Genomic DNA, 1,598 nt, shown 5'->3' with positions numbered 1-1,598 from the left:
TGCCGAACCGGCGCTGGCCCACCTGCACGGCCTGGAACGCGCCCTGGCCGAACTCGCCGCACCGCTGCGCAGCCCGTCCGGCTCGCCCCTGGTCGGCGCCTGACCCCACCGGGCGCGTCCGCTCCTGCCGCCGCGCCGCCCGGCCCGCTTCCAAGGCCCCAGGCCCCGCGCCCCAGACCCCACCCCCCGCGCCCCTGACCCCCAGGCGAAGGCCCGAGTACGCCCAGGACGAGGGCCTGCGCCCGGCACGCCGAGCGCACGCACCGGACACCGCGGGGCCGGCCACCCTCCGGGCGGACGGCGGGACGTCTCGAGCGCCCCCCCACGCCACACCCACCCATTTGGTCTAGACCGCGCGTGATCGACTGCTACCGTCGCCCCAGGGCGGACGATCAGTCGGCACGCGACGCGGTGCCCGGCCGGGCACGGGACGAGAGGGGTCAGCGGTGGCGGACGGCGGCAGGCGGCAGCGGCGGGCGTTCATCGGGTCGTTCACGGCGGCCGGGGGCCCCGGGATCGTGACGGCGGCCGTCACCCCCGGCGAGGGCGCACTGACGCCCCTGAGCAGCACGAACGGCGTCCCCGACCCCTCCTACCTGGCCCTCGCCCCCGACGGCGGCACCCTCTACGCGGTCAGCGAGACCACCGACGGCGCCGTGGCCGCGTACCGCGTCACCGGGGACAAGCCCGAACCGGCCGGGCGGCCGGTGCCGGTCGGCGGCGACGGACCGACCCACCTCAGCCTCTACGACGGCCACGTCCTGACCGCCAACTACGGCTCCGGCAGCGTCACCGCCGTGCCGGTCCGCTCCGACGGCACCCTCGCCCGGTCCGCGTCCGGCGTGCTCCGGCACACCGGCCGCGGTCCGCACGCCCAGCGCCAGCAGGGCCCGCACGCCCACCAGGTGCAGCCCGACCCCAGCGGGCGGTGGGCCGTCAGCGTGGACCTGGGCACCGACTCGGTGCGGGTCTGCACCCTGGCGGACGGCGCCCTCGCCGTGCACCGGGAGATCGCGCTGCGCCCCGGCTCGGGACCCCGGCACCTGGCCTTCCACCCGGACGGCACCCACGCCTACGTGGCCAACGAACTCGCCCCGACCGTCACCGTCTGCCGGTGGGACGCCGCCGACGGCACCCTGCGGCCGCTCACCGAGGTCCAGGCGCTGCCCGGCGCCCCGGCCGGCGACGCCTACCCGTCGGGCATCGTCGTCTCGCCCGACGGCCGCTTCGTGTGGACCGCGACCCGCGGGGAGGACGTCCTGTCCGTCTTCGCCGTCGAACCCGACGGACTCCGGCTCACCGGCACCGTCCCCTGCGGCGGCCACTGGCCACGCGAGATCGCCGTGTCGGACGGCTTCCTCTACGCGGCCAACGAGCGCTCCGGAGACGTCACCTGGTTCGCGCTCGACCCGGCGACGGGGCTGCCCCGCCGCGCCGGCTCGCTCCCGGTGCCGGCGGCGTCCTGCGTGGTCTTCGGCTAGGGCCTGTCGTTTGGATCATGCCGACGTCGCGGGGCGTGGCACGCACATCTGCGGCGTTGTCGTCGGTTGTCAACTCCCCCACGCTCGGCTTCGCTCGCGCGGGGGGACCCCCATCGC

The 1,598-nt window shown here is 77.2% G+C and carries 1 protein-coding gene; it reads left to right on the top strand.

Going from position 1 to position 1,598, the window contains the following annotated elements; genetic code table 11:
- Window positions 1-446 precede the first annotated feature (446 nt).
- Window positions 447-1,481, top strand: a complete 1,035-nt coding sequence (locus tag GTW67_RS00630) for a beta-propeller fold lactonase family protein (protein ID WP_161162820.1) — start codon at window positions 447-449, stop codon at window positions 1,479-1,481.
- Window positions 1,482-1,598: the final 117 nt, after the last annotated feature.

It is taken from the genome of Streptomyces sp. SID5910, assembly GCF_009862125.1.
Taxonomy (GTDB): Bacteria; Actinomycetota; Actinomycetes; order Streptomycetales; family Streptomycetaceae; genus Streptomyces.
Note: the sequence above shows the minus strand (reverse complement) of the source record. Positions and strands in the feature narration are given on the sequence as shown.